This is a genomic window from uncultured Desulfosarcina sp. (genome assembly GCF_963664155.2).
GTDB lineage: Bacteria > Desulfobacterota > Desulfobacteria > Desulfobacterales > Desulfosarcinaceae > Desulfosarcina.
The window spans coordinates 524,456-548,688 of record NZ_CAXXXH010000001.1 but is presented as its reverse complement, the minus strand read 5'-3'; the positions used below and the strand labels follow the sequence as shown (position 1 = coordinate 548,688).

The 24,233-nt window shown below is 59.5% G+C and carries 16 protein-coding genes; 2 read left to right on the top strand and 14 right to left on the bottom strand.

Going from position 1 to position 24,233, the window contains the following annotated elements; translation table 11 throughout:
• Positions 1-17: 17 nt before the first annotated feature.
• The 3 genes from ACHZBS_RS02545 to ACHZBS_RS02535 form a co-directional block, all read right to left on the bottom strand.
• On the bottom strand, positions 18-866 hold the full coding sequence (locus ACHZBS_RS02545) for a GGDEF domain-containing protein (protein ID WP_319404960.1): 849 nt from the start codon (positions 864-866) through the stop codon (positions 18-20).
• A gap of 22 nt (positions 867-888) precedes the next feature.
• Positions 889-1,281, bottom strand: coding sequence for a carboxymuconolactone decarboxylase family protein (locus ACHZBS_RS02540; protein WP_319404959.1), 393 nt, complete (start codon positions 1,279-1,281; stop codon positions 889-891).
• A 106-nt stretch (positions 1,282-1,387) separates the two neighbouring features.
• Positions 1,388-2,887, bottom strand: a complete 1,500-nt coding sequence (locus ACHZBS_RS02535; RefSeq protein WP_319404958.1) for a diguanylate cyclase — start codon at positions 2,885-2,887, stop codon at positions 1,388-1,390.
• Between the two features lie 403 nt (positions 2,888-3,290).
• Here ACHZBS_RS02535 and ACHZBS_RS02530 point away from each other — a divergent pair, with 403 nt between their 5' ends.
• Positions 3,291-4,673: a deoxyribodipyrimidine photo-lyase gene (locus ACHZBS_RS02530; RefSeq protein ID WP_319404957.1), complete on the top strand. Its 1,383-nt coding sequence runs from the start codon at positions 3,291-3,293 to the stop codon at positions 4,671-4,673.
• A 65-nt stretch (positions 4,674-4,738) separates the two neighbouring features.
• On the opposite strand, the gene ACHZBS_RS02525 is transcribed toward ACHZBS_RS02530, so the two are convergent.
• The 6 genes from ACHZBS_RS02525 to ACHZBS_RS02500 all read right to left on the bottom strand — a co-directional run bounded on the left by ACHZBS_RS02525 (position 4,739) and on the right by ACHZBS_RS02500 (position 15,479).
• Complete coding sequence (locus tag ACHZBS_RS02525) at positions 4,739-6,241, bottom strand: multiheme c-type cytochrome (RefSeq protein ID WP_319404956.1); 1,503 nt, start codon at positions 6,239-6,241, stop codon at positions 4,739-4,741.
• A 32-nt stretch (positions 6,242-6,273) separates the two neighbouring features.
• Positions 6,274-7,149, bottom strand: a complete 876-nt coding sequence (locus ACHZBS_RS02520) for a transglutaminase family protein (protein ID WP_319404955.1) — start codon at positions 7,147-7,149, stop codon at positions 6,274-6,276.
• The gene (locus ACHZBS_RS02515) at positions 7,146-9,671 is read right to left on the bottom strand and encodes a circularly permuted type 2 ATP-grasp protein (RefSeq protein WP_394707959.1); all 2,526 of its coding nucleotides are present in this window, start codon (positions 9,669-9,671) and stop codon (positions 7,146-7,148) included. Before ACHZBS_RS02515 ends, ACHZBS_RS02520 begins: the two co-directional genes overlap by 4 nt.
• A gap of 67 nt (positions 9,672-9,738) precedes the next feature.
• Positions 9,739-13,050, bottom strand: a complete 3,312-nt coding sequence (locus ACHZBS_RS02510) for a transglutaminase family protein (RefSeq protein ID WP_319404953.1) — start codon at positions 13,048-13,050, stop codon at positions 9,739-9,741.
• Between the two features lie 12 nt (positions 13,051-13,062).
• Positions 13,063-14,037: an alpha-E domain-containing protein gene (locus ACHZBS_RS02505; RefSeq protein ID WP_319404952.1), complete on the bottom strand. Its 975-nt coding sequence runs from the start codon at positions 14,035-14,037 to the stop codon at positions 13,063-13,065.
• An 11-nt stretch (positions 14,038-14,048) separates the two neighbouring features.
• Positions 14,049-15,479, bottom strand: coding sequence for a circularly permuted type 2 ATP-grasp protein (locus ACHZBS_RS02500; RefSeq protein WP_319404951.1), 1,431 nt, complete (start codon positions 15,477-15,479; stop codon positions 14,049-14,051).
• 383 nt (positions 15,480-15,862) lie between these two features.
• Here ACHZBS_RS02500 and mgtE point away from each other — a divergent pair, with 383 nt between their 5' ends.
• Positions 15,863-17,224: a magnesium transporter gene (gene mgtE, locus ACHZBS_RS02495; RefSeq protein WP_319404950.1), complete on the top strand. Its 1,362-nt coding sequence runs from the start codon at positions 15,863-15,865 to the stop codon at positions 17,222-17,224.
• 168 nt (positions 17,225-17,392) lie between these two features.
• On the opposite strand, the gene ACHZBS_RS02490 is transcribed toward mgtE, so the two are convergent.
• The 5 genes from ACHZBS_RS02490 to ACHZBS_RS02470 all read right to left on the bottom strand — a co-directional run bounded on the left by ACHZBS_RS02490 (position 17,393) and on the right by ACHZBS_RS02470 (position 24,230).
• Positions 17,393-17,881 (bottom strand): DUF192 domain-containing protein, encoded by a 489-nt coding sequence (locus ACHZBS_RS02490; protein ID WP_319404949.1) that lies wholly within the window; start codon positions 17,879-17,881, stop codon positions 17,393-17,395.
• A gap of 49 nt (positions 17,882-17,930) precedes the next feature.
• The gene (locus ACHZBS_RS02485) at positions 17,931-18,110 is read right to left on the bottom strand and encodes a hypothetical protein (RefSeq protein WP_319404948.1); all 180 of its coding nucleotides are present in this window, start codon (positions 18,108-18,110) and stop codon (positions 17,931-17,933) included.
• Between the two features lie 36 nt (positions 18,111-18,146).
• The gene (gene larB, locus ACHZBS_RS02480; protein ID WP_319404947.1) at positions 18,147-18,917 is read right to left on the bottom strand and encodes a nickel pincer cofactor biosynthesis protein LarB; all 771 of its coding nucleotides are present in this window, start codon (positions 18,915-18,917) and stop codon (positions 18,147-18,149) included.
• Positions 18,918-19,178: 261 nt separating this feature from the next.
• The gene (gene nifJ, locus ACHZBS_RS02475) at positions 19,179-22,826 is read right to left on the bottom strand and encodes a pyruvate:ferredoxin (flavodoxin) oxidoreductase (protein ID WP_319404946.1); all 3,648 of its coding nucleotides are present in this window, start codon (positions 22,824-22,826) and stop codon (positions 19,179-19,181) included.
• A 192-nt stretch (positions 22,827-23,018) separates the two neighbouring features.
• Positions 23,019-24,230, bottom strand: a complete 1,212-nt coding sequence (locus tag ACHZBS_RS02470) for an MFS transporter (protein ID WP_319404945.1) — start codon at positions 24,228-24,230, stop codon at positions 23,019-23,021.
• Between the last annotated feature and the right edge of the window lie 3 nt (positions 24,231-24,233).

Sequence of the window (24,233 nt, the reverse complement as noted above, 5' to 3'; positions counted from 1 at the left end):
GAACCGGGTCTCCCGTTTCAGGCTTTTAGCACCGCCTGCCTGATATTGTTTTTGCCATTGTGCTTGACGTGATACATCAATTCGTCTGCGGCCTTGATGGTCTCGTCGACGCTGTCGGGCGCCGAGTGATAGGTCGCCACACCGATGCTGAAGGTTACTCCCCACTGGTTTTTTTGCATGATGCCCAGGAGCTGTTTTTGAAGCTTCCGGGCAACCAGGGCAGCGGATTTTTCATCTGATTTAACCAGCAGGACCACAAATTCGTCTCCTCCGAATCGAGCGACGATATCGATGGCGCGCAGATGGTGTCTGATGGTTTCGACCACCATAGTCAGCAGGCGATCACCCGTGTGGTGCCCGAAATGATCGTTTATCTGTTTGAAATTGTCGATGTCGATGACCATTACCGAAAAAGGGTCTTGGTATCTGCGTGATCGGTCGATTTCCGGTTTGGCCAATAGGAGAAACGCCCGCCGGTTGGCCACGCCTGTCAACGGATCCATCATGGCCAGTTCCTTCTGGGTCTCCAGGATGTTTTTTTGCCTGGCGATCATCAAGACGACAAACAGAAAGACCATGAGCCTGAAGGATTCATTGACCAGGGGAATGAAGGAAATTGAAAAACGATCGATCATGGACAGGTCGGCCAGAAGCCAGGAAAAGGTGCTCACAACCGATGTCAGTATTCCCCAGTGTATCCCGACCAGCCAGGTGACGGTGATTATCGGCAGGAGATATAAAAACGAAAAGGCATATTCGGGGCCTGTCAAAAAGCGAAGCCACCCGATTAAAAATACAAGTGCAAAGACCAGAACCAGCAATAGCGGTTTAAAAAAGCGCCTGTGCTTCTCATCTATCTCTTGCATGGGCTCGATCCTGATATCCCGGCTAACTTTTACCCGCATCGTCACGTTCTTTAAAAACTTCTTTTGCAGCAAACAGCCCGTTAAGCGCTGAAGGAAACCCGGCATAGACAGCCATTTGCATGATTACCTCAATAACCTCCTGCCGGGTGCAGCCAACGTTCAGCGCCCCATGGATATGAACCTTCAATTGAGGAAGTGCATTGCCCAGGGCTGTCAGTGCGGCAACAACAGCGATTTCACGAGATTTAAGATCGAGGCCGGGACGTGAATAGATATCCCCGAAAGGAAACTCGATCAGCAACCGGGCAAAGTCCGGTGCGATATCTTTCAGGCTGTCGACGACCCTTTCGCCGGCTTCCCCGTCAACTTCTTTAAGTTTTTCCCAGCCTCGTTGGTAACGATCCGGCTGATCCATTTTTTTTCCTCCAAATGACGCTTGGGAACTGCGGCCAGGGAACCGCGTCCGACAGATGCCTCTTGCTCGTTGAGAATCTTCTTTATGTCAACATATTATAGATTTATCAATGAAACTGGCCAACGGCGTCTTTGCCGGCCTCCTTGATGGCGAACAGGGCATGGTCGGCGGCGGCAATCAGACCGTTCAAGTCCGTGGCATGCTGCGGAAAGGTTGCTATTCCGAAACTGGCCCGCAGCCGGACCTCGATGCCCTGGTCCAGGACATAGACCGTATTCTTCACGCTGGCACGGATCTCGGAAGCTTTTTGCAGCGCCTGGGGCTGATCCATCCCCGGCAGGACCACCACAAACTCGTCCCCCGCATAGGCCACGGCAAAAGCCGGTTCTTCCAGGCAATTGCCGATGGTACCTGCTACTTTCCGGATGGCCCGACTGCCGTTGAGGTGGCCATGGGTGTCCACGATCTTTTTGAAATGGTCCAGGTCCATGAATATTATTGAAATCGGAGTGTCGGTGGTTTGCGCACGTTCAATCCATTCGGTGAGAGACTGGTATAGGTAGCGCTGGTTGTAAAGACCGGTCAAGCCATCCCGAAAGGCCTGATCCCTGAATCGCTGCTCGCTCTTCCGCAACGCCTCTTCCGCTTTTTTGCGCTGGGAGATGTCCACCATGGCAATCGCCACCCGTGCCAGGGTATCCTCGTGGCCGGAGACAACCAATGATTTTCCCAAAACGATTTTGGGCTCGCCGGTTGTCGTCACGATGGTCTCTTCCCGTTCTTCCGCCGTGTTCCCTGCCGCAGCCACCAGGATGATCTCCCGGGCCATCCTCAAAAAACCCTTTGCGTCCGTTGGAATAAAAGCATCGATCGGTCCGGCGCTGTCGGCAACACCCATCAGTTTTAAAAAGGCCTGATTATAGTCAACGGTCTTTATCAACGACCAGCAATGGTGTACCTGCTGGGGATTTTGTCCCAGGTATTCTCTGAAGTCAGTGACCTCGGATGTTCGCAGTTCTTCAAGATAGACCTTCAGAAGGGAGACATCCCATTCGATCAGGGCGAAGGGTGCCGATTGGAACAACTGGCGATAGCGTTTCTCGCTTTCCCTGAGCGCCTCTTCCGTCCTTTTCAGGTCGGTATTGTCTTCAACAATGGCCATCACACCGCTAGCGGCGACATCGTTTCCCGGTATAGGGCTGAGATAGTAGCGCAAATGGATGCAGGACCCCTGGGGGTCAATGTAGGGATGTTCGGCGACAACCGATTTCCGTTGGGCGATGCAGCGCTGAATATCGGCAACAATCCCTGATCCAGCCAAGGTATGCCGGTCGAACAGATTGATCGATGCCGGGTTGTCGACCATCGTCCAGGAAAACATGTCTATCATTTTGCGGTTGATACCGGTGATCCTGCCCTGGTTATCGATGGTGAATATCCCCAGCGGGGCGCTGTCGCCCAGGAGCCGGTTTCTTTCCTCAATGGCCTTGAGTGCCGCCTCGGCCTGATTGCAGCGTTGCTCAATGCCTTTCAATCTGGCGACCTCTCGGCGCAATGATTCAATTTCAGATATGATCGGTTCGGTGCTGTCAGATCCCTTTGGCATGGGTGAATCCTTCGGATGGTTAGGCTTTCCTGATCAATTACTGAATCTACCGGTAATGCGTCTGCGATTCAACTCTGCTGTCAGCCTTTAACTCACGTTGAATCCCTGATGAGTGGACGGAAGCTGGTTGCGCTCCGGATCTCCCGGCTATTTTTTAATCAAAGGACCGTTCCATTCGAGTCCCGGAAAACTTAGGGGGTTGTTCGATATCAGAATTTCCCTTGTAGTTTCATCAATGATCCGAATATCATAGGATTACCTTGGGCTCAGCCCCCATGTCAAACCCATTCACATAAGGGGGGCCATGAACGCGGCAAAGCAGGAGGCATGCCGGTCGGAAACCTTCAAATGCATTCACTCATTTTACCCGCCAAACCAGAGCCGGGAAAGGAATTCAAGACCCATGGGCATTGAACCGGAGCGCATCAGCATTCTCAACCGGAATGCCGTACAAAAAGGAGATTGGGTGCTCTACTGGATGCAGCAGTCCCAGCGGGCCCATTACAACCCGGCCCTGGAATACGCCATCTCCCAGGCCAACCTTCTGGACCTGCCCGTTCTGGTGGCTTTTGCGCTGACCGACAGCTACCCGGAGGCCAACCTGCGCCATTACCGCTTTATGCTGGAGGGGCTGGCTGAAACCCGTCGCCAGTTGGCCGGACGCCGCATCGGCATGGTGGTGCGCAAAGGCGACCCCGCCACGGCGATCGGCCCGCTGATGGACCGGTCGGCCCTGCTGGTCTGCGATGTGGGCTACACCCGCCATCAGCGCGGATGGCGCCAGGCGTTGGCAGCATCCGCCCCTTGCCGGGCTATCGCCGTGGAAGGTGATGTGGTGGTGCCGGTGGCCACGGTATCCCCCAAGGCTGAGTATGCGGCCCGCACCATCCGCCCCAAGATCCACAAGGACCTGGAGCGGTTCCTGGTGCCCTGTCCCCGGTACCGGCCTAAACGCGCATCCATCGATAGCGGAATGGAAAGCCTGGACCTTGGGGCCATCGACCCGATCCTGGAAGGCCTCGCTATAGACAGGTCGGTTCCGGCCGTGACGCCCTTTTTCAAGGGCGGCCCGGGGGAAGCCAAGAAGCGGCTGCGCCGATTTATCGCCCAGCGGTTGCACCATTATGAAGCCAATCGTAACCAGCCCCAGACCGACGACATCTCCCACATGAGCCCCTACCTGCACTTCGGGCAGATCTCGCCGGTGTTCCTGGCCTTGCAGATCGCCGATGCACCCACTGGCTCACCAGCGGACCGCGCCGCTTATCTGGAGGAGTTGATCGTACGCCGGGAACTGGCGGCCAATTTCGTCCACTACACGTCGGACTATGACCAGTACCGCTGCCTGCCGGCCTGGGCGCAAAGAACGTTGGCGGAACACGCCGCCGACCGGCGCGAGATCGTTTACGACCGGCAAGCGCTGGAGGCGGCCAACACCCACGATCCTTACTGGAATGCCGCCATGGCGGAAATGCGCGACACCGGTTTCATGCACAGCTATATGCGCATGTACTGGGGAAAGAAGATCATCGAGTGGTCGCCGACGCCGATGCAAGCTTTTGAAACTTCACTTGCGCTGAACAACCGATACTTCCTCGATGGCCGGGACCCGAACTCATACGCCGGCGTGGGCTGGGTCTTCGGCCTGCACGACCGGGCATGGTTCGAGCGTGGGATTTTCGGCAAGGTGCGCTACATGGCCGCATCCGGTCTCGAACGCAAATGCGACATCCGCGCCTACATTGAAAAGGTTGCGGCTTTCAGCCGCAGGGTCGGCGGAAGGTAATCACTTCAGGACCAGGGGACTTGCCACGGTTACCCTTGGTTTCCAGGGCAAAGACCCGGTTAAATCTATGGTTTTTTCATGATCAGATCGCGGGTCTGCTGCCAGTCATTCATCTCCATGATGGCCTTGGTCAGGTGGTAGCGGCCATCTTCAAATACACCGTAATCCCCGCCGCCCGCCATGGCCGACACAAACCGGATGTTGTTGGCGTAGAGCAGCCAGATGTCGCTCCAGCGGCGTTCGATGTACTCATCGAAAATGCTGCCGTTGGCTGCCAGACCATGCGCGTAGTCTTTTCCCCAGATTGATGCCATCATCTGCGTGGCCGTCTGCACGGCCTGGTTGGATGTGGCGATGGTGTTGTCCAGGCGTTGAAAATAGCCCTGCACCCATGAGGTGTCGTGACACGCCAGGCAGGTGCGCCGCATGGTTGCCCGTCGGGCGGCGGCCTCGTCTGCGGATATCAGGTAATCGGCGGCAAAACCGCCGTCCAGGTCGGTGGGAAGGGGCAGTCCGGCCTTGTTTCGAATGATGGTGGTGTCCGGCGATTTGGGCTGGGGGTGGGCGAAAACCAGGCCAAAGATCCGCCAGCCCAGCCGATCGCTCATCTGGTGGGTGCGCGGGTTGACCACATCACCGTCGGTATTCACCGTTAGGCTGATGTGGCAGGTCGCACAGGTGGGTGCCTGGATGTCTTCTCCGATGACCCACGGAACCTTGTTGAAGTCCCACCCGTTATTCATGGAAGAGAAGATATTGCCGTGCTTGCTGGCGGAATAGACCTTAAACGCCGGTACATCCGGACCCACATGGCACTCCTTGCAGGTATAAGGCTTTCGGGCCATTTCGATGGAAAACCGATGGCGGGTGTGGCAGGCCGAGCAGGCGCCCCGGCTGCCGTCTAAATTGACGCGGCCCACACCCTGGTTGGGCCAGCCGGCGATCACGGGGAATTCCAGCTCTCCGGCATCGGTGTCGCGGGCCTCGGTACCGGTCACCTGCAACCGGGTGCCATGGCAGTAGTAACAGGCATCCGCCCGGGTCATGTCATTGGCCGGTGTAAAATGAACCCGATCCGGTTTTACTTCCGCTGCCCCTAAAATGCTGCGCTGCAGATCGTTGTAAAGCCTGTTTTCAGACAGGTTCTTCTCGGCCATGGCCATGATGTTTTTGGAATACTGCTCGCGCTCGGTGGTGTGACAGGTGGCGCAGTCGTCCGGGCTGACCACCACATGGATTTCGTAGCCGTTGTGTTCGAAAGTATCTGCATGGGACCCACTCCTCAGGGTATGGCACTCGGCACACCCCACGCTGGTTGCCAGGAGCGCCTCGGGCACTTTGCTGCCGGACATGCGTCGCTGTATCTCGTCGACGGTCATGGCTGTTTTGGGCGTGACCATCGCATGGCGGCTCTTCTGCCAGTCCGCAACGATGCCCGGATGATAGATGGCGTGGCAACCCAGACACTCCTGCGTGGCATCGCTGACGGGTGCTGCGTCGCCGAGGACGGTTTCGGGGCAAAGCAAAAGCAGCAGGCTTACGATTACAAGGGAATAGGTTTGTCGCATGAGGCCCTCCGTGGTTTTTGTATTTCAGCCGGTTATGCTTGCGCTTCTACATCTACCGTCACAGACAGCATGTGCACGCCGCCGCCCATGACCACTCCTTTGACCGGGGTGACGTCGCCGTAGTCCCGCCCCCAGGCAACGGTGATGTGGCTTTCACCGGCAATCAGGTTGTTGGTGGGGTCCAGGTCCACCCAGCCCGCATCCGGAACGAACAGGGATATCCAGGCATGGGAGGCGTCTGCGCCGACCAGCCTGGGTTTTCCCGGCGGCGGTTTCGTTTCCAGATAGCCGCTGACGTAGCGGGCCGCCAGCCCCAGGGCACGCAGGCAACTGATGGCCACATGGGCGAAATCCTGGCAGACTCCTTTACGGTCGGCCAGTACCTGGTCCACGGTGGTGTCCACGGTGGTGGCCGACTTGTCGTAGGTGAACTCCGTGAAGATCCGATGCACCAGATCCAGGGCTCCGGTCAGCACGGGTGTGCCCGGGGGGAAGGATGGGTGCGCATAGGCTGCCGCCGCGGGGCTGATCGCGATCAGCGGACTGACAAAGACGAACTGGTTGGCCTCGAGTTCTGCCGGCGATGCATGGGCGGCCAGTCGCCGGGCCACAGTTTCCCAAGGGGGCGTACCTGCCGCTGCCGGCGTGACCGGCAGGGATGTTTCCACCCTGCTGACGGTGCTCATGGCCAACTCCTCGTGAGGTTGCTGCACCATGAATACATGGGCGATGTTGCCGAAGTAATCCGTTCGCTGGTGCAGGTATTGGGGCTCCGGTACGATGGTCAATCGGCTTTGAATCACCCGCTGGGAGACGGTCTCGCGAGGGTGCAGGAACAGTTCGTTCTGGGACAGGGAGGCCGGTTCCGAATAGCGGTAGGCCGTTTTGTGGGTGATGCAATACCTCATGGCTGGCGATCGCCGGGGATCGTGGAGTAATGGGGCGTTGCCTGAACCCGGGTCAAGTAGTGGGCGCTGATCTGCTGGGCAAAATCCTTGAGGCGGACATCCACGAGATCGAGAAAATCCGCCAACGCGCCCGTTTGGGCAACCCCTTTGCTGCAGCGCAGGCCGGTGAGATCCAGCAGCCGAACGGCGGTGAGCATCTCCAGCGCCAAACGCTCTTCCGGGCTGGCGAAGCGGCGGTCGTTCTGTCGGGGCAGGTGCTCCACGTGGGCAACCAGCTGGCTGAACTGGAAGGCCAGGGATTTGGGGTTGCTTTCGTCCACGATCAACAGGTCCAGCACCGGCGGCAACTGATAGGCCGACCGGTAGCGTGCCCGGTAGGTCATGATGCTGTCAGCCACTTCCAGCAGCGCCTCCAGGGCGCTGCGAAATTCGCCGCACACCTGGGGCAGGCCGATACGGATCAGGCCGGCCTGATTCATGGCACGCTCCACCCGCCGTCCCATGTCCATGAAGCGCCACCCCAGCCCGCGGGTCATGCTCTCCATGGCCAGTCCGCTGAAGGCGCTCAGCGTAAACAGCGTGTCGTCCAGCAGTTCCAGCGGGTCGCTGGCCGGATTGTCGGCAAAGTCTTCCAGCCGGTTGATCACCCGCCAGGAATCCAGGGAGAGCCGGTCGCGTACATTGCGGGCGGCGTCCTGCACCCGCTTGAGGATGGCGACCACGCTTTCGGGCCGGTCCTTATCGTAAAGGGCGGCATTCAGGTGGGCCGATAATTCCCGGTAGCGCGGGATATCGACACCATCGTCGGCAGCCGGGGGAAAAATGCGGTCCGCCCTGAGCAGGTTCAGCAGAAACAGCAGTTCGGGGATATCTCCCGGCCGGGCTTCACCGGAAAGCCGGCGGAAGACGGATCGCAGGAGCCGGACCAGGCCCTCGGCCCGCTCCAGGTAGCGCCCCAGCCACAGCAGGTGGTCGGCCACCCGGCTGGGCAGATCGCTGCTGCGCCGGAACTCGGCCACTGCCTGGAGTCCGCCCATCAGGCTGAAGGGTTCCACCGGCTGGTCGGACAATACCCAGATATCTTTGCTCTGCTGATGTTCCGGACTCCCGCCGATCAGGGTATCCACATCCGCAGCGGTGATGGCCAGGCCGCCCGGCATGACGGTGAACCCTTCGTCGGTGGCGCAGGCAAAGACCCGCAACAGCATGTTGCGGGAATTGATGCTGCTGCGGTCCCAGGCCGGGACCACCGAGGGGCGGACCGGCTCCCGGGCCATGAAGGTGTAGGGCGAGGCCTGGATCGCCGCCATCCGTTCGGTCGGCAGAGGGGGTGGCGTCGAGCGGTCCATGGCCGGGCCCACGATCAATGATTCCAGATTGGCCAACACATAGTCCCGTCCATCGGCGGTCCCGCACCACCACGCCGGGTGGTTTTCCAACAGCAGGTTTTCTCCCGTCAGCCGTTGGCAGAGCTCGGGCAGGAAAACCGACAGGACCGGCGTGTCCACGAATCCGCTGCCGATGGGGTTGACGATGTCGATATTCTGCTCCCGGGAGACCTGGATGAGTCCGGCCACACCGGTCGCCGTCTCCCGCCGCAGGGCGAAAGGATCGCTGCTGTCGTCCGAGGTAAGCCGGATGATCGCCTCCACCGGCTCCAGTCCAGCCAGTTTTTTGAGGAACACCTTGCCGTTGCGCACGGTCAGATCCTGGCCCTCCACCAGCGGGTAGCCCAGGTAACGGGAAAGCAGGGCGTGCTCGAAGTAGATGCGGCTGTCCGGCCCCGGAGAGAGCAGGACGATGCCGGGATCATCGCGCCGGAGGGAGGCCCGCTGAATCAGGCTGTGGTGAAAGGTGTGGAAGAAAGGCGCCAACCGCCGAATCTGGGTCTGGTGGTACAACTCGGGAAAGACCCGCGAGATGACGATGCGGTTTTCCAGGGCATAACCCAGGCCGGCCGGGTTGCCGCCGTAATCCCGAAACACCCGGAAACGACCGTCCGCTCCCCGGTAGAGGTCGGCTGCGTAATAGGTCAGGAACCGGCTGCCGGCGGGTTGAATGCCGTGGCATGGCCGCAGGAAGTTGGAGTTGGCAAAAATCAGCTCGGAGGGAATCCATCCCTCCTTGAGCAGGCGCTGGGGACCATAGATGTCCGCCAAAATCTTTTCGAGCAGCCGCGCCCGCTGGGCCAGGCCGGCTTCCAGTCCTGCCCATTCCCCTGCGGTGATGGGCAGCGGGATCATTTCCAGGGACCAGGGGGTTCCCTTTCCGGTGGGGTCGTCGAAGGGGTTGTAGGTGGCCCCGTCCTCATGGCGCATGCGCCTGACCCGGTCCTGCCTGAGGTTGAGCATCTCGGCCCCCGTGGCGTCCAACGCCGTGATCAGCGGCTGCCAGTGTTCGCGGGGTTGTGTCGGCGAGGAAAACGCCTCACAATGGGCATTGCCGGGAAATACAATCGTATCGAACAGGGATGCCGGTGCAGCCTGGGATGCCTCCGGGCGGTTGAGTTCCGGGTTGATCATACCACTCATGCCTCGTGTTGCGGTTCACGGGCGTCGCCATAGGCCGCCCGGAGCCGATTTACTCCGTTCACCGACGCAAATCAAGAGTATACGGGAAATAGGGATTGGCTTCCTCGACCGGCACCTCGGCAGGTATGCCGGGACTGTGACCGCCGGGAACGAAGCGTGCGTTACGCCGTCCTTCGGCTTCGTAAGCGTTAACCGGAAACACGTCATAGTGGCGTCCTCCCGGATGGCCCACATGGTAGGTGCAGCCGCCGATGGACCGACCGGACCAGGTGTCGAAAAGATCGATGGTCAAAGGGGTGTGCACGCCGATAGTAGGGTGCAGGCAGGACGGCGGCTGCCAGGCCCGATAACGGATGCCGGCCACGAAAACGCCTTCCATGCGGGTCGGCTGCAGGGGCACCCGCCTCCCGTTGCAGACTACGATATGGCGTTTCCCGGTCATGCCGGAAACCTTGACCTGAAGCCGTTCGACCGACGAGTCCACGTAGCGGGCGGTCCCCCCGCCGCCGGGCTCCTCGCCCAGCACATGCCAGGGCTCCAGGGCTTGGCGCAGCTCGATCTCCATGCCCTGGCAATCCACTTTTCCGTGGATCGGGAAGCGAAACTCGAAATGGGGGTGGAAAAAATCCATGGATACCGGAAAGCCGGACCGGTTCAGCGTCTTCAGCACGTCTGCGAAATCATCGTTCAGCGGCTGGGGCAGCATGAAACGGTCGTGGAGCCGCGTGCCCCAGCGCACCAGCTCCCGGCGGTAAGGAGTTTGCCAGAACCAGGCCACAAACGTCCGCAGGAGCAGCTGCTGGGCCAGGCTCATGCGGGCGTGGGGCGGCATCTCGAAGGCACGGAATTCCAGCAGCCCCAACCTGCCGGCGGCGCTGTCCGGGGAGTAGAGCTTGTCGATGCAGAACTCGGCGCGGTGGGTGTTGCCGGTGACGTCCACCAGCAGGTGGCGGAACAGACGGTCCACCAGCCACGGCGGACATGGACGGTCCGGACCCGTTTGCCGGTCCAGCTCGGCAAAGGCGATCTCCAGTTCATAGAGGCTGTCGTTCCGGGCTTCGTCGATACGCGGCTGCTGGCTGGTGGGGCCGATGAAAAGGCCGGAAAAAAGGAACGAAAGGGACGGGTGGTTGTTCCAGAAGGAAACGAAGCTGCGCAGCAGGTCTGGCCGCCGCAGAAAGGGGCTGTCCGCCGGGGTCGCACCGCCGAGGACGATGTGGTTGCCGCCGCCGGTTCCGGTGTGGCGGCCGTCAACCAAAAACTTTTCGCTGCCCAGGCGGGTCTGGCGGGCTGTTTCGTAAAGTGCGGTGGTGCTGTCGACCATCTCCCGCCAGCTGTGCATGGGCTGGATGTTCACCTCGATAACCCCGGGGTCGGGCGTGATCTTGAAACTGTCCAGGCGCGGGTCATAGGGCGGGGTGTAGCCTTCGATCAGCACCGGCAATCCCGTCTTTGCGGCCGTGGCCTCAATGGCGGCCAACAGCTCCAGGTACCCTTCCAGGGAGACAATCGGCGGCATGAACACATACAGGCGGCCCTCGCGGGGTTGAACGCACAAGGCCGTACGGACCACCCAGGCGGCGGATTCGCCGACCGCCGGGGCCGGTTCGGTAAAAGGCTTGGGCTGGGTGCGCACGCCTTCACCCACCCGTTCCGGCGGATGTCCTTGCAAAGCATGCTGGCCCTCGTGAAGCTCGGGCAGCGGTCCCCGGTCGGCCATGGGATCCAGGGGGTGGTCATAGGTGAAATCCGCCTTGGAAACCCAGGGCAGAGATTCCAGAGGCAGGCGCAGTCCGGCCGGGGAGTCGCCGGGCAGCAGGAACATGTGCCCTCCCCGCAACGGCCAGGGGCCGCTCTTCCAGGAGCCGTGCTGCAGGGGCAGGACGTAACCCACCACCGCCCCCAGCCCCCGCTGGAAGGCGCCCGCCATACGCGTGCGGGCCTCGGGATCATCCAGCCTGGGATCGGTGGGATCCACATTTACCGGCAGCCGCTGCTCCTTGTGCAGGTAATACAGGACGTCCTCGTATCCTTCGCGGATGTATCGCCGGCTCACCGCCAGCGTGTCGGCCAGGGTGTCGATGAAGACCTTGGCCTCGGCAATGCCGAAGCCATAGTCTTTGGACACGTCGGCGATCCAGCGGTCGTCGGACCACACCGGCTGGCCGTCCCGGCGCCAGTAGCAGCCCAGGGCCCAGCGGGGCAGGGATTCGCCCGGGTACCATTTCCCCTGCCCATAGTGCAGCAGCCCGCCGGGGGCCCACTGCTGCCGCAGCCGTTTGAGCAGGGTCTCGGCCAGCTGCTGCTTCTCCTCCCCCAGGGCTCCGGTGTTCCACTGGTCGCCATCCATGTCGTCGATGGAAACAAAGGTGGGCTCTCCCCCCATGGTCAGGCGCACATCCGCCTCGGTCAGCTCACGATCCACCCGGTCCCCCAGTTCAACGACGGCCGCCCAGACCTCCTCCGGGTAGGGTTTTGTGGAACGGGGTGCTTCGCAAATGCGTTGAACGCTCATGCTGTGGCTGAAATCCACCTCGCATTTGTCCAGGGCGCCGGTGATGGGGGCCGCGCTACGGGGCTGCGGTGAACAGGCCAATGGAATATGTCCTTCGCCGGCAAAGAGTCCCGACGTGGGGTCCATGCCCACCCATCCGGCCCCGGGGAGATAGACCTCGGTCCAGGCATGCAGGTCGGTGAAGTCGGCTTCCGGACCGGAGGGTCCGTCCAGGGATTTGACGTCCTGGGTAAGCTGGATCAGATAGCCGGACGCGAAGCGGGCGGCCAGACCCAGATGACGCAGGATGTTGACCAGCAGCCAGGCCGAGTCCCGACACGACCCGCTGCCCAGGGCCAGGGTCTGCTCGCAGCTCTGCACGTTGGGCTCCATGCGGATCAGATAGCGGATGTCGCGGCTCAGCCGCTGGTTCAGATCCACCATAAAATTGTTGGTCGGTCTGGCGCTGCGGTCGATCCCGGCCAGGTAGGCTTTGAGTTCCTTGCCCGCCGGTTCTTTGGCCAGATAGGGTCCCAGTTCCGCCTTAAGCGTCGGCTCATAGTAGAAGGGAAAGGTTTCGGCATCGGGTTCCAGGAAAAAATCGAAGGGGTTGATGATGATCATCTCCGCCACCAGATCCACCTCCACCTGCAACTCGGTCGTTTTTTCCGGAAACACCAGGCGGCCCAGATAGTTGCTGAAAGGGTCCTGCTGCCAGTTGATGAAATGGTTTTTGGGGGTCACCGTCATGGAGTAGCTCAGAATCGGCGTCCGGCAATGGGGGGCCGGCCGCAGCCTGACGATGTGGGGTGAGAGGGAGATTCGCCGGTCATAACGGTACGAGGTCTTGTGGTTCAGGGCAACATGGATTCCCACGGACTGTCCTTTCTACTGCTCGTTGGTGGATGTCTCGATCAGGGGCGTGAGGTTGAAGAAGGTCGTCCCGATAGCCCCGTCCACCTGATTGAGCCGGGTCTGCAGGCCGTCCAGGTACTCGTGCAAGCCGTGATCGACCACTTCATCGATGTCGGTGTATTCCAGATCCGCCTTGAGGCGGCCCAGCCGTTTTTCTGCAAGGTTGTTGGCCGATCCGGACGGCGAGCCGCTGATGCGGTGCAGGCAGGTCTGGGCCTTGGCGATGCAATGGCGGATGGAACGGGGGAATTCGCTGTCAAAGATCAGAAAACCGGCCACCTTGCGGGGGGTGATGTGGTGGTGTTCCTTGCGGTACATCTCGAAGGCACTGGCGGATTTTAGCACCGCCGTCCACTGGATGTTGTCGATGGGGGTGTTCACCAGGTCCGCCTGGGGCAGCAGCATGAAGTATTTGACGTCCAGTATCCGGGACGTTTTGTCGGCCCGCTCCATCATCATGCCGATACGGGCGAAGTTCCAGGCCTCGCCGTGGCTCATGGTGGAGTCCATCAGGCCGGTGAACAGGTGGCTGCGCATCTGGATGATCTTGAAGAAGCTGTGGGGGTCCTCAAGGGCCATGGTCAGGCTCCCGTTGCCGGCCAGTTCCAGGTAGAAATTGTTCAGATGCTCCCACATTTCCGAAGAGATGATTTCGCGGATGGACCGACCGTTTTCCCGAGCGGCCGCCAGGCAGGAAAGAATGGAATTGGGGTATGTCCGGTCAAAGGTCAGGAACCGGATCACCGCCTCCTGGTTATAGTCCGGGCTACTTTTCTCGAACCGGTCCTGGTCGCCGGTGATCATTACCAGCGGCTCCCAGTGCTTGCCTTTTTCCGACGGCATGTCCAGCAGCAGGTTGAGGTTGACGCTGATGAAACGGGCCACATTTTCGGCCCGTTCGATATATCGGCACATCCAGTAGATTGAATTGGCTACGCGGCTGAGCATGGGTTTCCCTCCTATAGTACCCAGGTGTCCTTGCTGCCCCCTCCCTGGGACGAGTTGACCACCAGGGAGCCCCTGGTCAACGCCACCCGGGTCAGCCCGCCGGGCTGCACGTAGATTTCCTCGCCAAAGAGTACGTAGGGTCGCAGATCAACATGGCGCCCCTCGATGCGGTCGCCCACGATGGTGGGCACCCGGGACAGGGAAATGGTGGGTTGGGCCATGTAGTTGCGCGGTTCGGCAGCTATTTTACCGGCAAAGGCCGCCCGCTCCGCTTCAGAGGCATGGGGGCCCACCAGCATGCCGTATCCTCCGGATTCATTGGCGGCCTTGACCACCAGCTGATCCAGGTGCCCCAGTACATAGGCCCGGTCTTGGTCGTTCCGGCAGATGTAGGTGGGCACGTTGGGCAGGACAGCCTCCTCGCCGGTGTAGTATTTGATAATCTTGGGCACATAGGCGTAGATCACCTTGTCGTCGGCGATGCCGGTGCCCGGTGCGTTGGCCATGGCGATGCGCCCCGCCTTGTAGACGCCGATGAGCCCCTTGACGCCCAGCAAGGAATCCGGACGGAACACCTCCGGGTCGATAAAATCGTCGTCGATACGCCGGTAGAGGACGTCCACGCGCTTGAGGCCCTTGGTGGTGAGCATGTGAACGAATCCGTCGGACACCACCAGATCCCGGCCCTCCACCAGTTCCACACCCATCTGCTGAGAGAGGAAAGAGTGTTCGAAGTAGGCGCTGTTATAGATGCCGGGGGTCAGTACGCCGATGGTGGGCGATTGGACGTGATCCGGCGCCAGGTGCTCAAGAACCTTCAGCAGGTTGGAGGGGTAATCGTCCACCGGACGCACCCGGGATGCCTCGAAAACCTGGGGAAAGGTGCGCTTGAGCACCTGGCGGTTTTCCAGCACATAGGAGACGCCCGAGGGGCAGCGCAGATTGTCTTCGAGCACATAGAAGCGCCCGTCGCGGTCCCGCACCAGGTCGGTGCCGGTCACATGGCACCAGATTCCCCGGGGCGGAGTGAACCCCTCGCACTCCCTGCGGTAGGTGCGGCTGGTGAGGACCAGGTCTTCGGGAACCACCTTGTCCTTGAGAATCTTCTTGTCGTTGTATACGTCCTGAATAAATTCATTGAGGGCGAAGATGCGCTGCTTCAACCCGCTTTCGATCTGCTGCCAGTCGCTGCCGGAGACGATGCGGGGGATGATGTCGAATGGCATGATCTTTTCGGTGCCTTCATCGCGGCCGTAGACATTGAAGGTGATGCCCATTTTGAGCAGCATGGCTTCGGCTGCGCTCTGGCGCATGGCCAGATCCCCTGGGGGCAGCGACTCGATTTTGTCCACCAGCAATTGGGACCCGGGGCGGGGATTGCCGTTGGCATCGATCAGTTCATCGTAATAATCACCCGGATCGTACGTCCTGAATGTCTCCATCGGGCCTTTTCCTCCATGGTCTGAATTGTGACTGCGAAGCATTCCATCGTATATCGATCGGACGAATTCCCATCGGGCAGCAAGCGTGGTGGCGGTTTGACATATCGGCTGTCTCAGGGCTGCCTTGGTGTCTTTTTGTCGAAAGGTCGGCCTCCTGATTATTCGCATGCGAGTATGTCAAGAAGGCGCCGGCGTGTCAATCCATAGGTCAATACAGCAGGTTGCCTCCATGTCGGCAGGCCACCGCTTGCATCTCCTTGATTGCGGCAGGGTTTCATGACAAGGTGATAATCGTTCCTGCTAAGTCGGTATCAGATGGATACCTCCGTTTCACTCCGCGGCGATAGATCTTTTTATTGTTACCCTTTCAAGAGGATATCATAATGGATTCAGCTTCCCCCTGGGAAACCCTCAGCCAACTGATCGCTGCGAAAAACAGCGTTGAACTGACCGCATTTATTGACACCCTCAGCCCGCAGGAGACGGCCAGGGCTATCTCCCGGCTGACCGAGGAAGAACAGCATCGTTTGTTCGCCCTTCTCAGCCCCGAGGATGCCGCCGACGTGATTGAGGACATCCCGGAAGCCCAGGCCGCGGATCTGGTGGAAGATATGCCATCGGCGCAGGCGGCGGCGATCATGGAGGAACTGACCAGCGATCATCTGGTGGATGTGCTGGGTGAAATGGGTGAGGATGCCAGCCGGGCGATTCTGGCGAAAATGGGCCGCAAAGACGCTGAAGAAGCGCGAATGCTGCTGGAATATGCACCGGATTGCGCCGGCGGACTCATGATCTCCGAGTTCCTTGCCTATAAAACCGACCATACGATCCAGGATGTGCTCGATGACCTGCAGGCCAATCGGAGTAAATACGCCGATTACCACGTTCAGTATTTTTATGTAGTTGACCGGGAAGGGAAGCTGGCCGGTGTGCTTCGTATGCACGACCTGCTTTTTCCCGCCCGGGAGACCCGGCTCACCCAGGTGATGATCCCTTCCCCGCTCAGTGTGTCGGACAAGGCTTCGCTTCGCGCGTTGGAAGAATTTTTCGAGGAGCATCACCTGTTCGGTGTGCCGGTTGTGGACGATGGGCGGCGGCTGGTCGGCGTGGTGCTGCCGGAAGCCATCGAGGAAGCGGTCAATAAGCGCAAGACAAAAACGTTTCTGCGGTTGAGCGGCATCATCGGCGGCGAGGAGTTCCGGACCATGCCGCTGCTTTCCCGTTCCGGACGCCGTCTCTCCTGGTTGACCATGAATATCGTCCTCAATATCGTTGCCGCCAGCGTTATCGCCCTGTATCAGGATACCCTTGCCGCCGCCATTACCCTGGCGGTTTTTCTGCCCATGGTCAGCGACATGAGCGGCTGTTCGGGGAACCAGGCCGTGGCGGTTTCCATGCGGGAGCTCTCCCTGGGCCTGGTCCGGCCGGGCGAACTGCTCTGGGTTATGGCAAAAGAGGTTCGGGTCGGCATCATCAACGGTCTGGTGTTGGGCCTGCTGCTTGGCGGGGTTGCCTTTTTCTGGAAGGGGAACCCGTGGCTCGGGATCGTGGTCGGCGGGGCATTGGCGGCCAATACGCTGGTTTCCGTCCTTCTCGGCGGGGTGCTGCCCCTTGTGCTCAAGCGGTTGAAACTGGATCCGGCCCTGGTTTCGAGCCCGCTGCTCACAACGGCCACCGACATGTGCGGCTTTTTTTTCGTTTTGAGTTTTGCCGCGGCGGTCCTGCCAAAACTCGGAGGCATGTAATGTTATACCCTACCCATTTTATTGCAGCACGATATGAGGGTCAGGCAAATCGTTAACCGTTTCGGCTTCATTGCCGTAAAACCCCTCAATGCCTTCAGCGAAAGGTCAAACGGTTGAAAGACCTGGCATTACATGGGCAATTGTATTGAAGCGCCAACCACTGTTCGTTCAGTTGGCGCTTTCGATGATGCCAACCGCTCCCATTTCCACCTTGTCTCCGGCTTTTATACCATGCAATCGAAACCACCCTTGATTGACTTCAAGGGCATATAAGGCCGGTCGGCGGGAGTGATATCTGGTTTGGGTCTGGTCGGGCGACATGATTTCGATGTTGATTATGTTTCCCGAGTCGTCCAGAAACGCGATGGACAGCGGGAACCACGTATCTTTCATCCAGAAGGTCCTCCGGTCGGGCCGTTGATAAACGAACAGCATGCCACGACTGTCGTCGAGGGCCGAACGATGGGATAATCCACACGTGCGCGATTGGGGTGTCGCGGCCAATTCCACAACCAGAGGGTGCCCGTTGATGGATACGGATGCCGTGGGCAATTCGAGCGGGCAGGCGTTGATCGTTCCCTGCAGGGTTGAAATAATGAGGATGGATAGGAGAATGGTTCTCGGAAACCCAATAACGCATTGTTTTTGCTCAATCAAAAAAGACATAGCCCGAGATGAATTCGTTAAATAAATATCGGTTGAATTGTTATTCATGCAAAATCCGATAGGTGCCATCCAAACGGGCTACCATTTCATCATACCGATCCATGAGGCTGTCTTTCCGCCTCTCGAGATCCGATGCATCTATCCGGCCGGCTTTGAACGCAAATTCAACAGCCGCCAGTTCGTTGTCCAGCCACCGGTCCGGGTCGAAGTTGTAGGTCATGGGTGTACCCTCTGTTTCTGACAGGGATTTTTTCGTTTAGCGGTCCTTGGTCGTCCGGTTGGCGATGCGGTTGATTGTGGATGCGGCGTACCCGGCGCCGTAGCCGTTGTCGATGTTGACCACGGTGACGCCGTTGGCACAGGCGTTCAGCATGGTCAACAGGGCCGCCAGGCCGCCGAAACTGGCGCCGTAGCCGATGCTGGTGGGCACGGCGATTACCGGCTTGTCGGTAAGGCCGGCCGCCACGCTGGGCAGGGCCCCGTCCATGCCGGCCACCACCACCAGCACGCTGGCCGCCTCGATTTTTTCCCGGTTGGAGAGCAGCCGGTGAATACCCGCCACACCCACATCGGTCAGCCGTTCCACCCGGTTGCCCATCACCTCGGCGGTAACGGCCGCTTCTTCGGCCACCGGGATGTCCGAGGTGCCGGCACACATGACCAGGATGGTCGTTTGCGTGGGAGTGACCGGTTTGCGGTTCATCACCACGATGCGGGCCGCCGCGTGGTATTCTACTGGGTCGCAGATGCTTTTCAGCGCCTCATAAACCTGCCGGTCAGCCCGGGTAGCCATGATGTTGGCGTCCTTTTCCAGCAGCCGCCGGGCGATGCCGACGATCTGCGTCACCGTCTTGCCCGGGCTGAAAATGGTTTCCGGATGGCCGCTGCGAAGGGCCCGGTGATGGTCCACCATGGCATAACCCAAATCCGTATAAGGAAGATCCTTCAGGGTGCTCAGTGCCCGGTCCACAGGCATCTGGCCGTTCTTCACGTTTTCCAATAGTTCTTTTAACGCATCTGCATTCATATTTCAGCGGTTCCTATGTGTACATTGAACATTCTTTTTTATCAGCCCTGTATTTTACGCTAACCTGCTGTCATTTTTCCAAAGATAAGACAGCCCGACGACGCTGGAAGAGGCAACCCTTCCCGTCTACCGGCCTTGAACGTTACCTGTCAACGAATTTATCCTTTCCCAATGGGTATGCACGGTCATCCGACGAAAAAAGGGCCGGCCACCCGGAGGGTGACACGGCCCTTTTGATTTACGGGGATTGCGGGTTATGCGCTATTTCCCGGCTCTGCCGTCGTCACAGGCATCATCCGCACCGGCTCTGCCGGCGTGTTCGGCGGTACCGGCCAGGGTGCAGGCGTCGCCTTCGCCTTCAGCCGGTGCAGCCAATTCTCCCGACGGTTCGGCCGGTGCATACTCGGCTTCGGCCTTACGCTTGAGGGCGGCGTACCGATCGGCGAACTCCGCTTCCAGCCGGGTATGCAGTCGCTTGGCCTCATCCGGGAAAATCTTCTGCAGGGCGGCATAACGCACCTCACCGGCGAGAAAGGTCTGCAGGCTGCCGTCCGGTGCTTTGGAATCCAGGACAAAGGGATTTTTTCCTTCGGCCGCCAGCATGGGATTGTAGCGATACAACGGCCAGTATCCGCTCTTGACGGCGAGGTTGGTCTCTTCCTGGCTCTTGCCCATGCCCTTTTTGATACCGTGATTGATGCACGGGGCATAAGCCATGATCAGCGACGGTCCGTCGTAACCCTCGGCTTCCGTGAACGCCTTGACCAACTGCTGTTTGTTGGCGCCCATGCCGACATTGGCTACGTAAACGTACCCGTAGGTCATAGCCATTCCGCCCAGATCTTTCTTGGCGGTCTTCTTGCCGGAAGCGGCAAACTTGGCGATGGACCCTGTGGGCGTGGCCTTGGAACTCTGTCCACCGGTGTTGGAGTACACTTCGGTATCGTAGACCATCACGTTGATGTCTTCCCCGGTGGCCAGGATGTGGTCGATGCCGCCGAAGGAAATATCGTAGGCCGACCCGTCACCCACGAAGATCCAGTAGGACCGCTTGGTGAAGTATGCACCCAGTCGGTCGATCCTATCCAGCAGGGGATTGCCGGTATAAGCGAAGAGCATCTCCCGGATTTGATCGCCGTAGCGTTTGGAGCCTTCGGCATCTTTCATGTTCTCCAGCCAGCTTTTCATGGCCGCCTTCAGGCTGGCATCGATGTCTGTATCCATGGCCTCGGTGACCAGGTCGGCCAACACCTGGCGCTGCTGCAGTTGACCGAGAAACATGCCGTAGGTGAATTCGGCCGGATCTTCGAAAAGGGAGTTGCCCCAGGCGGGACCGCAGCCTTCTTCGTTGACACAATAGGGAATGGACGGCGCGCTGCCGCCCCAGATGGAGGAACACCCCGTGGCGTTGCCGATGACCATTCGCTCACCGAAGAGTTGGGTGAGCAGTTTGGCGTAAGGCGTTTCGCCGCATCCGGCACAGGCGCCGGAGAACTCCAGCAGGGGCTGGTAGAACTGGCTGCCCTTGACCGTATTGCGGGCCACCAGGCCTTCTCGCACCGGCAGGCTGGAGGCGTAGCGCTGGTTGGGCACCTGCCGTTCGATCTGGGTGGCCAGTGGTTTCATGACAAGGGCCGGCTTTTTGGCCGGGCAGATGTCCGCGCAGTTGCCGCAGCCCAGGCAGTCTTCGGTGAAGACCTGCATGCGGAACTTATACTCCTTGAGTTCCTTGCCCAGGGCCTTTTTGGCCTCGAAGCCCTCGGGGGCGGTTTTCAATTCATCCTCGGTGACCAGCACCGGACGGATGGCCGCGTGGGGACAGACCATGGCGCACTGGTTGCACTGAATACAGTTTTCCATGATCCATTCAGGCACGTTGATGGCCACGCCACGTTTTTCATACTGGGTGGTGCCTACGGGAAAAATGCCGTCCGGGGAAAACGCACTCACCGGCAGCTTGTCGCCCTGCTGGGCCAGCATGGGCCTCATCACTTCGGTGACCCATTCGGGTTCGTCGCCGGCGGCGGCAGCCACCAGGCCGGCATCGGCCCAGGCCGCCGGAACCTTCACCTCCACCAGGTGATCCAGGCTTTTGTCCACGGCTTCGTTGTTCATGTTGACGATCTTGTCGCCCTTCTTGCTGAACAGTTTATGAATCTGATCCTTGAGGTAGGCGATGGCGTCATCTACGGGGATCACGTTGGCCGCCTTGAAGAAGGCCGTCTGCATGATCATGTTGATGCGTCCGCCCAGACCCACCTCGCCGGCGATTTTCACGGCGTCGATGTTGTAGAACTTCAGTTTTTTGCGGGCGATGGTCCGGCGCATGGCCACCGGCAGTTTCTCTTCCATGTCTGCCAGGCTCCAGGGGCTGTTGAGCATGAACGTTCCACCGACTTTGATGCCTTCCAGCACATCGTAGGTGTTGACGTAGGACGGGTTGTGGCAGGCGATGTAATCGGCACTGTCGATCAGGTACGTGGACCGGATGGGTGTCTTGCCGAAACGCAGGTGGGAAATGGTGACGCCGCCTGACTTTTTGGAGTCGTAAGCGAAGTACGCCTGGGCATACATGTCGGTATTGTCGCCGATGATCTTGATAGCGCTCTTGTTGGCGCCGACGGTGCCGTCGGCCCCCAGGCCCCAGAACTTGCACTGGACCGTACCTTCGGGCGCCACGTCCAATCCGGGCTCCACGTCCAGGCTGGTGTGAGTGACGTCATCGGTGATGCCTACGGTGAAGTGGTTCTTGGGAGCCATGCCGTTCATATTGTCAAACACCGCCTTGACCATGGAGGGGGTGAACTCCTTGGATCCCAGCCCATAGCGGCCGTTGACGATGGAGGGCATTTCTCCCTGTTCCATGAAGGCCGTACATACATCCTGGTACAGCGGGTCACCCAGGGCGCCGGGCTCCTTGGTGCGGTCGAGAACCGTGATCCGGGCAGCGGTAGCCGGAATGACCGACAGCAGGTGTTTGGCGGAGAAGGGACGGAACAGGCGAACCTTGACCAGGCCGACGGACTCGCCGCGGGCGCTGAGGTGATCAACCACCTCCTCGATGGTTTCACAGGAAGATCCCATGGAGATGATGACACGATCGGCGTTGGGATCACCCACGTAGTCGAACAGGTTGTACTTGCGTCCGGTGAGCGCGGATACCTTTTTCATGTAGTCGGCAACCGTGTCCGGCACCTCCTGGTAGTAGATGTTGACCGCTTCCCGTCCCTGGAAGTAGATGTCAGGGTTCTGGGCGGTGCCGCGCAGCTCGGGGGATTCCGGGTTTACCGCCCGGGTGCGGAAGTTATCCAGGGCTTCCCTGTTGATCAGCTTGGCCATGTCTTCGTAATCAATCATTTCGATCTTCTGAATCTCGTGGGAGGTCCGGAAGCCGTCGAAAAAGTGCAGGAAGGGCACACTGGAATCGATGGCGGCCAGGTGGGACACCAGACCCAGATCCATCACTTCCTGGACCGACGCGGAGGCCAGCATGGCAAAGCCGGTTTGGCGGACGGCCATGACATCCTGGTGATCCCCGAAGATGGACAGCGCATGGGCGGCGATGGCCCGTGCGGTGACATGAAGGACGCCGGGCAGCAGTTCACCGGACATCTTGTACATGTTGGGGACCATCAGCAAAAGGCCCTGGGAGGCGGTGTAGGTTGAAGTCAGCGCGCCGGCGGCGAGAGCGCCGTGAACGGCGGCTGCCGCACCGGCTTCACTTTGCAGCTGGCGCACCAGCAGGGTCTGGCCGAAGACGTTTTTGCGGCCGTTGGCCGCCCACTCATCGCAGATCTCACCGATAGGTGAAGAAGGGGTGATGGGATAAATGGCGGCTACCTCGCTCATGGCATAAGCCACGTGGGCGGCTGCGGTGTTCCCGTCGATGGTTTTCATTTTCTTTGCCATAACTGCTCCTTGTAACGGGTTAAAAATATGGAATTGACTCTGCAGCAGCCGGTCTCAGGGGAACCGCCGCAGAAAACCAGTCCTCGACAGCAAAGCGGGTAAGGTGCGAAAATTTGATTTCGCCTCGGGGTTGCTGTCTTTTCTATTGCAAAAGAGAATATTTAAATCACATTGAATTCGACTTGACAAGGATTAATTGGCCCCGGCAGGGTCATGAGTAACATCAGGATTTAATTTAAAATTTGATTTATTGAAACTTTTCAAAGGCACCTGCATGCCCAGTGCGATGGCGCCGCAGACCATCAGGCCGCCGATCCCCCACAAGACCGGGGAAAAGCTTCCCAGGTGATCAAATGCAATACCGGCAATGATCGGGGACGCCGCGGCCGGGATATTTGCCGAAAACAACCAGCCGTAAATCTGGCTGAGCCGCTCGCTTCCCCAACGTTCAGCTGCCGCCGAGGCATAAAGCACAAGAATTCCGCCGTAATTGAAGCCGGCCAGGGCGGCAAACGCGGCCAGACCGGTTTCGGAACGCAGGATGAATCCATGCAACAGCAGCAGCGCCGCTTGAAACAGCAGATTGGTTTGAAGGATAACAACGGATCGACCGCGGTCGAAGATCCAGCCCCAGGTGATACGACCGGCTGCATTGGCCAGGGCAAAGGCAGCCACCGCCTTCACCCCTGCCTGGACGCCGGTGCCGGTATAGAGTTCTTTCATATTGGCGTTGACGGCAAATCCCGCCGCCAGACCGGCGAACATGGCCAGGTAAAGGAAAACGAACGCCCGGTCCCTGAGCACACCGGTCACGGGCAACCGCTGCAGGACAATTCCACTGCTGTCCGGAGGATTTTCCATTACCGCTCCGGCCACGGCAACCAGCAGCAGAAATAGTACTCCCAGGAGACCGAACGCGGCGAATGGGCTCATGCCGACGGTTTCCATGAGGGAGCCGGCCGCGTAGCTGACCAGAGCTGCACCACCGCCGAAACCGGCCACCGCTACGCCGGTGACCACCCCTTTTTGCAGGGGAAACCAGCGTACGCAGGTGGCGATGGGGACGATGTAGGCAAACCCCACGCCGATACCTGCCATCAGTCCGATTCCCAGAATCGTGAATGCAAAATGAACCCGCCCCATGGACGCCAGCATCCAGCCGCCGCCGAAAAGCAGGCCACCTACCACGGCGCAACGACGCGGGCCGATTCGGGGAAGCAGCGTGCCGGTGACGATCATCGTGGCGGGAAATGCAAAATAAAACAGCGAAAAGGGCAACTGAGCCGTGCTTTGAAGGATGGCAGCGATCTGCTTGAGCGGCAGCACAAAGACCGACCAGGCATAGGTGGCCCCCAGGCACATCTGCATCGCCACGGCGGCAAGGAGAATCCGATAACGTTTCACGGC